The following is an 8895-nucleotide window of genomic DNA, read 5'->3' as shown; positions in this document are numbered from 1 at the left end:
TTTTGATATGTAAATACACCAACTTGCCTCTCAGAGGAAAGTCCTGAATTGTAATCTCATCTTGAAAACCCTTTGATACTAATTGAAGATTATTAAACTCTTCTGGAGGTTTAGAATTCTCTTCAAAATAGAGGTGTAATATTTCTTCGCTATTAGTAGATGAAACTACTTCAAAATGTTCTACTAAAAAATCAGGAAGCATAAACTTCAAAAGTTCTATAGGGGTCATATAAAATTCTTAGATTACAAAGTTCTTATTTTATTTTGACATTTCCTCCCCAGGTTTTGAGATTGATCCCTTAATTAACTACAATGCAGTGATAATGAATTCGCTGCGTCTGTTTTCCTGATGTTCGGCTTCTGTACAGGGAACATCGTCGGCGCATTTGTTTACAAGCTGGGTTTCTCCATAACCTTTACCTGTTAATCTGTTTGGTGCTATACCGTTTTTAACGAGCCATTGTATCGTAGATTTAGCTCTTCGGTCAGATAAGGCCTCATTGTATTTAAATGATGCGCGACTGTCTGTGTGTGAGCGAATATCTAATTTCATTGAAGGATTATCATTTAATACTACCAATATTTTTTCTAAATCTAATGCGGCTTCAGTTCGAATATTTGATTTATCCAAGTCAAAATAGATCATTTTTATTTTGAAGCATTTTCCTAAATCATCACCAATTGTTACTTTACAAGTTGCAGGATCTAAGGCAATTGGTAAGCTTGTTTTTCCGGTTAGTTTTCCAATTGTTATATTGACTTCTTTAGTGGAGAATTCTTCTTTTTCGGCTCGAACATTATAGCTTTTACCGCATTCGACAGCGAAATTATAATATCCGGCTGCATCGGCAATAACTGATTTTTTTGGATCAGTTGATCCCATATCGTATAACGTGACTTTTGCTCCGGGTAGAATTGCTCCGGTTTCAGAGTTTGTAATATTTCCGTTTAACTCCTGAATGCATCTTAGTCTTTTTGTTTCTAAAAACTTGTAGATATCATCAGAACCTAATCCGCCGTCTTTATTGGAGCTAAAATAACCTAATCTGGAAACAGGATCAATAATGTATGCAAAATCATCTTTTGGAGAATTAACATCGGCACCAAGATTCTGAATTCCGGTAATGGTTCCGTTATCCTCAATTTGTCCCACATATACGTCTAAACCTCCTAATCCGGGATGCCCGTCAGAAGCAAAATAAATCTCCTTTTCGTTGGTGACAAAAGGGAATGTTTCCTTTCCTTCCGTATTAATAGGTTTTCCTAAATTTTCGGGTGTACCATAAGCTCCGGCATCACTAACACTAACTTTATAAATGTCTGATTGACCTAACGTTCCAGGCATATCAGATGCAAAATAAAGTGTTTTTTCGTCTGGACTAAGCGCTGGATGTGCGGTACTGTAATTGTCGCTGTCAAATGGCAATGCTGTTATATTTCCCCATTTGCCATCTTTCTCCAGCGTTGCTTTGTATATTTTTACTAAAGTAATTTTATTTTCATCTTTTCCTTTTTTACCATTTACATAATTATTTCTTGTGAAGTAAACCGTTTTGCCATCTTTTGTAAAAACAGGCGTGGCTTCGTGAAACTTAGTATTCAGAGCACTTTTAAATTTATGTACTTTAGAAGCACTATTGTTTGTTGCATCAATATCTGCATCATAAAGATTGGTGAAGTATTCTCCTGTCCATTTATGCTTGCGCTGAGAAAAATTACCCGTGTCTCTTGCTGATGCAAAGTATAACTTGTTGTTGTAAACAAATGAACCATAATCTGAATATTTGCTGTTTATGCCGGCATCTTCAATTTTGTAACGTCCAGAATTTGCTTTAATTTGGTCCAGATAATTTACATTTTCTTTATAAAGTTTACCTCTGTTGTCACCTTTATATTTGATGTTAAATTCGTCCAGTACTTTATTTGCTTTATCAAGTTGCCCCGTTGATTTTAGAGACTGCGCGTATCTGTAATAATAGTCAGGTTCAAGATTTGTATTCATTGCAAATAATTCTCCGTACCATTTTACAGCCCCGTCAAAATCAGAGTTGAAATAATAGGAATTACCTAGCTTTTTGAACATATCCTCGGATTTGTATCCTTTTTGAGCTGCTTTCTCGTAAGTTTTTATGGCGTCTACATAGGCGTAGTTATCGTAGTTTTTGTCGCCCGAGTTTACTTTTGCCTGTTGAGAATAACTTTTAAATGAAAAAGCACTTATGATTGTTAGACAAAGGAGTATATATTTTTTCATAATAATCATTTTTAAAAGAAACGAGGAGTTGTGATTTTGCCATTGTTTTTGAAGATTTCATAGCGCAGGAAAATTTCATGCGAACCTGAATTATAGTTCTTTAAATTGGTCGTTTCGTTGTCGTATCCATATCCAACATACATACCATCTGTGATTTGAAATCCTACCATAGCACTTATGGCAGCACTCCATCTGTAGGCTACACCAACCGTAAATTTGTCGAAAAACATAAAGTTTGCGGAAACATCTACTTGAAGTGGTGCGCCTTCGACCATTTTTGTTAATAATGCCGGTTTGAATTTTAAATCATAAGAGAGATCAAAAACATATCCAGCCATCAAATAATAGTTTATTTTGTCTTTATAAATTGCTACATCATTATCATCGTAGCGATTTGTTTCTATAAAATTAGGAACAGACAATCCTATGTATGCGTTGTCTGAATGCCAGTAAACTCCGGCTCCTATATTAGGAGAAAAATCGCTGTTTAAGTTTTGAAATTGTGGATCTCCGGCATTCTCCGGATTGAGTTTAGTTACATCAAGATTAAAAATATCAGCAGTACCTTTAATACCAAAAGAAAGTTTCCAGGTTTCAGAAGTTGGTATTGTATAAGAGATATCTGCAGAAATCTGGTTTTCGTTTGTGGGACCAATTTTGTCATTTACGAGCGAAAGTCCTATCCCTATATTGCTATTATTGATTGGAGTATTAACGGAAACTGTATTAGTTTTCGGTGCTCCATCAAGTCCTACCCATTGATCGCGGTGCAAAGCAAAAATACTTAAAGCGCCACGAGAACCTGCATAAGCGGGATTTATATTTATTGTGTTGTACATATACTGCGTAAATTGTGCATCTTGTTGCGCATATCCTGCAATTGTAACAAACATAATGACGAAGAAAAATAATTTTGTTCTCATAGTAGATATTTATTATTTTAATTATTACTATTGATTTTTTGTATAGGGAAAATCACAAAAGTCAAATATATTCGCTTATTCAAAAATAAGGATTTTTTTATTAATTATTCTTTAATGCGCTATAAAAGAATGTGTTATAGCGCATTTCTCCTGCCGTATTCTATTTGGACAGATATAAATATCCGTCTTTCTTATTATTTTGAATTACATTATTTCCGTCTAAAGATTTGTAGTTAACAATATAGAAATAGGTCCCTGTTGGTAACCCATCAGATTGTTTTACTGTTGTTCTGCCTCGAGAGGTTCCGTCAAAAGCATTGGTGGTATTATTATAATTAGTAGTTTCAAATACTAATATTCCCCAACGATTATAAATTTCGACAGTGTTCTCAGGATAACAGGTTGTCTGATCAATATTTTCAATTGTGAAAACATCATTTTTACCGTCTCCATTAGGAGAGAAGGCATTGTGTATGACGATACTTTCGCAAGCCAATACTTTACAATCATCATTTACTTCCATTGTAAGCAGGATGCTTCTTGGACACGTTTCATCGGCTATTTTATATTCAAATTTATAATTGCCAAGTGCCAGTCCAAATGCGGTAAGTACATTTCCTTGCAATGCATTGCTTCCGTCTGTATCGATCCAAAGTCCTGTTCGTGGCGTGTTTTCTGGCAATAAGGCAAGTAAGTCAACAGGAGATCTGTCATCGTTACAGGCTTTGTTTGCAATATTTATCACGCCATTTGGAGAAACGGTGATCGTAATTGTCGCAGTATCACAATTCTCAGCACTTAGCTTATCACATATTTGATAAGTGTAAGTGTACGTACCAGCCGGAGTTAAACTTGTTACTGTTACATTTCCGGAGGCATCAACAGTAATATTTGGATCTGTTTTAGATTCATTACTGGTTTGGCTTAATAAGGTAAAGTTTACCAGTTCTAACGTAGCCGGGATTATACCTTTTAAGTCATTGCTTAAAACATTTCCAACTAATCCAAAAGTGTTACATCCAACAGTATAAGTGTCATCTACAGCATCAACCGGAGTTGGCGGTGCAGGATCAAGAACTGTAACTGTTACGATAGCGGTATCGCAGTTTCCATTATCGGCATTTTCGCAAATTTGATACGTTAAAGTATAAGTGCCTCCAAGTGTGCCGACTTTAACATCTACAGAACCATCAGGATTTAATGTTAATGCTCCGGTAGGATCTGGTGTTACTAATGTAAGCGTAACATCGGCAGGATTTACTGCATTGCCATTTAAGGTATCATTCGTATATACATTCAATACATTTGTTGCTCCTATGGCTGCCGGTAACGGACCTGCACTATCATCATTTGCAAGAATTGCAAAAGTTGGTCTTGCAGTACAAAATGGATCAGCTGGCGGATAATTTACCGTAATAGTCTGGCTTGGATTAACAGATATTGTTAAGTTAGCTGTTGGACGAAGTCCTTCAAATCCGTCTGCACCTTGTATCCATTGATTGTTTTGAAATAGCCATCCAGGCCAGTCAACACCATTTCCGGCTTGATCAACCACAGCACCAGGCCACAATACGCGTCCGCTAAGTGGTAAATCAGTCATTGTAGTGATCACATTGTTCGCAGCGTCAGCCCAGGCAATTGTAACACCATTTACCGGAGTAAAGTTTACCGGAGTTACCACATAATCAATGTATGGAACATCGTTTACACAAATCGCTGTTGCGGTAACCGTCATAACTGGTGCTTCTATAGTTATTGTCACTGTTGCAGTATCACAATTTGAAGTCTGATCAGCTTCACAAATTTGATACACCATTGTCAAAGTTCCAGCAGGAGCGTTTGGCAAAATATCTACAGAACCATCAGGATTCAATTGTAAAAAGTCATTTGGTGTTACCTTAGTTATAATAACATCAGGCGCTGTTACAACCACACCTTCAATAGTATCGTTTGGTAATACATTCAGAACATTTAGTGTAGTATGATTCACTCCTGGGAAGGGACCTGCACTATCATCATTAGCAACAATATCGCGGTATTCTTTACAGTTTAAACCAAAGTCATTATCTAAGTGAACCAAATCATCTGCTGTAACCGTTACAATGTATGATGAATTGCTGGTAGTTTGACAAACTGTATGCATGGCTATTTTTCCGTTTTTTCCAGTTTTTTTCTTGTCTGTTCCAGCAGATGGAAGAACTTTTACTAAACCTGTAGTTCCTAAAGCAGTAGCAACAGCATCTAAATTTGCATCTCTAACCAATTTTATAGTATAATCTCCGTAAGGATTTTGAGTAGCAGGTCTGTCTCTCCAGAATCCTTCGATACCCACAATCACTTCTTCGTGATATCCGTTAGGACCATCGATAATAACATTTGGAGTTGCTGCGTTTCCAAAACCGCCGGCATTTAATTCGCCAACATTTTGTGGACCAGCATAACTGTTATCTCCGTTAAGATCGATCCATTCCCATTGGCTATAATCTATAGCACCTTCACTATCCGGAACATTTTTAGTTACAACACCATCATTATTGGCATCATACCATTCGTCTTGCACTCCGTTACCGTTAGTATCATACCAAACGTAATCTCCTAAAACGGGAAGTTTTGATTTTCCGTATTCGAAATTATGTTCTTGGAATTTACAATCTTCAAGAGTAGTAAAGAACAAACTTGAATTTACAGGATATAATTGGTAAGCGCTATTCAAATTCGCATCCTGAACCTGTACTAAGTAACTTCCTGCAGCCATACCTGTAAAAGTATAACGGCCATCAGCCCCAGTGATACGTAATAAGATTGGACCAGTTGTAGTACCTTGCGGTACCAATGTAACAGGCACATTTGCAATAGGAGTATTGGTGTCTATATTTATAATTTGTCCGGATATTTTAATAGTGTAATTAGGTTGAGTAATCACTACTGTAGTGGTTGCTGTACAAGTTTGGTTTTCACCGTTTACTGTTGATGTTGCAGTAAGTGTGTAAGTTCCTGCAGGTAAATTTGCATTACCAACAACCTCATTATTTTCATTTCTAATAATTACTGTTGAACCAGGACTATTAGTAACGGTAATCGAACCGTCATGACCTCCAAGACAAGTTACGTTTGAAGCAATTGCACTTATCGAAACTTTATTGTCAACAGTAAAAGTTTGTACCAATTCAGTTTTATTACCCGCACAATCTGTCAACGTATAAGTTCTCGTTAAGATATACGCATTTCCATCACAGCCACTTGCGCCATTATTAGAATCGCTGACCGTAATATTTACAGTACTGCTGCAATTATCGGCTTCATCTGTAATATCCGCTGGATTTCCAACAGGAATATCCGCAATGCTTTGCAAATTAGCCACATCAGCGGGAGCAGTTCCCGTAGGCGGAGTTGTATCTCTTACTGTTATAATTTGAGTGTAAGTAGCTTTATTTGAGCTACAATCACTTGTTGTCCATGTACGAGTTAAAGTATAATTTGTAGCACATTCGTTTTGAATATCACTTTTCACTTCAGTGAAAACGATTGGTAAATCGCCACTACAATTATCAGAAGCTTCCATGTTTGCCGGAGCAGGAACTGCGTCACAAGAAACAGTAATATTGCCCGGAAGTTCTCCCGCAAATGTTGGTATTGTAGTATCTTCGATCGTAATCACTTGCGTGAAAATGCCAGAAGTATTTCCGCAATCGTCTTTTACAGTCCAAGTATTGGTATAAGTTCCTGCATTTGAGCAACCTTCCGAAGCTAGAAACTGACCGGATACTTTAACGATATTCGAAACATCGTTATCACAAGCATCAGTTGCAACAGGGAATAAGGCTTGCGCCGATGCTAAAGCTTCAGAATTACTACATTCTATTTTTGCGTTAAGCGAATTAATTTCAGTTGACCAAGTTGGCGCCGTAGTATCTTCTATTGTAATCACTTGCGTGAAAATGCCAGAAGTATTTCCGCAATCGTCTTTTACAGTCCATGTATTAGTATAAGTTCCCGCATTTGAGCAACCTTCCGAAGCTACAAACTGACCGGATACTTTTACGATATTCGAAACATCGCTATCACAAGCATCAGTTGCAACAGGGAATAAGGCTTGCGCCGATGCTAAAGCTTCCTGATTACTGCATTCTATTTTTGCATTAAGCGAATTAATTTCAGTTGACCAAGTTGGCGCTGTAGTATCTTCGATCGTAATCACTTGCGTGAAAATGCCAGAAGTATTTCCACAATCGTCTTTTACAGTCCATGTATTAGTATAAGTTCCCGCATTAGAACAACCTTCCGAAGCTACAAACTGACCGGATACTTTTACGATATTCGAAACATCAGTATCACAAGCATCAGTTGCAACAGGGAATAAGGCTTGCGCCGATGCCAAAGCTTCCTGATTACTACATTCTATTTTTGCGTTAAGCGAATTAACTTCGGTTGACCAGATTGGCGCAGTAGTATCTTCGATCGTAATCACTTGCGTGAAAATGCCAGAAGTATTTCCACAATCGTCTTTTACAGTCCATGTATTAGTATAAGTTCCCGCATTAGAACAACCTTCCGAAGCTACAAACAAACCGGATACTTTAACGATATTCGAAACATCAGCATCACAAGCATCAGTTGCAATAGGGAATAAGGCTTGCGCCGATGCCAAAACTTCAGAATTACTGCATTCAATTTTTGCGTTAAGCGAATTAACTTCAGTAGACCAGGTTGGCGCTGAGATATCTTGGACAATAATTGTTTGACTTACAGGAAGTGAAATATTTCCACAAGCATCTTTAGCGGTCCAGATTCTGGTTTTTGTGTAAGAACCGGCACAATTGCCAGGAGTTATAGTATCTTCAAAAGTTAATGAAGCAATTGTACCATTGTCGTCTGTTGCAGAAGCTTCAGCAAATACAGGTTCTGCGGGACAATTAATAGTTGAGGTTTCCGGTAGTGGATTAATTACTGGTTTAACAGAATCTCCATCAAGAATCTCAAATGATACAGTATAAGTACATCCTTTAGAATCAGTAATTGTTACGTTATAACTTCCTGCAGCAAGATTTGTGGCTGTAGCCAAAGTTTGCACCGGAGTTGTATTCCAAGAGTAAGTATAAGGAGCAGTTCCTCCAGAAGCTATAACAGTTGCAGATCCGCTCTCAGCACCACCACAACTTGCATTTATTTGTGATTTTGTCGCTGTTAAAGCCAATTCAGGTTCCGTAATTGTTATTTGTTCTGTATCGGTACATCCTTTTTCGTCCGTCACCGTTACGATATAAGTTCCCGCAATTAAGTTATTGGCTGTAGCCGAAGTTTGAACAGGCGAAGTATTCCAGGAATAAGAATAAGTTCCTGTTCCACCAGTAGCCGAAGCCGTTGCAGATCCTGTTGCGTCACCTTTACAATTTACATCAGTTTTGGTATTTATTGTCGCCGTTAAAGCCAATTCAGGTTCCGTAATTGTGATTTGTTCGGTATCAGTACAGCCTTTTTCGTCCGTCACCGTTACGATATAAGTTCCCGCAATTAAATTATTGGCTATAGCCGAAGTTTGTGCTGGCGAAGTATTCCAGGAATAAGAATAAGTTCCCGTTCCACCAGTTGCCGAAGCTGTTGCAGATCCTGTTGCGTCACCTTTACAATTTACATCAGTTTTAGTATTTATGGCTGCAGTTAAAGCAAGTTCAGGTTCTGTAATTGTTATTTGTTCGGTATCGGTACAGCCTTTTTCAT

Annotated in this window: 4 protein-coding genes; all 4 read right to left on the bottom strand. The window is 37.5% G+C overall.

Annotated features, from left to right (window positions below):
- The coding region (locus EAH81_RS27140; RefSeq protein WP_140510948.1) for a transposase at positions 1-229 on the bottom strand (229 nt) is incomplete at its 3' end.
- A gap of 78 nt (positions 230-307) precedes the next feature.
- Entirely contained in the window at positions 308-2254 is a 1947-nt protein-coding gene (locus EAH81_RS27135; protein WP_140512105.1) for an OmpA family protein, read from the bottom strand.
- A gap of 11 nt (positions 2255-2265) precedes the next feature.
- Entirely contained in the window at positions 2266-3177 is a 912-nt protein-coding gene (locus EAH81_RS27130; RefSeq protein ID WP_140512104.1) for a type IX secretion system membrane protein PorP/SprF, read from the bottom strand.
- Positions 3178-3337: 160 nt separating this feature from the next.
- The coding region (locus tag EAH81_RS27125; RefSeq protein WP_140512103.1) for a gliding motility-associated C-terminal domain-containing protein at positions 3338-8895 on the bottom strand (5558 nt) is incomplete at its 5' end.

It is taken from the genome of Flavobacterium pectinovorum, from assembly GCF_006438875.1.
Classification (GTDB): Bacteria; Bacteroidota; Bacteroidia; order Flavobacteriales; family Flavobacteriaceae; genus Flavobacterium; species Flavobacterium pectinovorum_A.
The sequence above is the reverse complement of the archived record's forward strand: the minus strand, read 5'-3'. Positions and strand labels throughout refer to the sequence as shown.

What these genes read in the sequence shown, in the direction of transcription:
- EAH81_RS27135 (WP_140512105.1), bottom strand. Translation starts at nt 2,254, where the DNA reads ATGAAAAAATATATACTCCTTTGTCTAACAATCATAAGTGCTTTTTCA.
- EAH81_RS27130 (WP_140512104.1), bottom strand. Translation starts at nt 3,177, where the DNA reads ATGAGAACAAAATTATTTTTCTTCGTCATTATGTTTGTTACAATTGCA.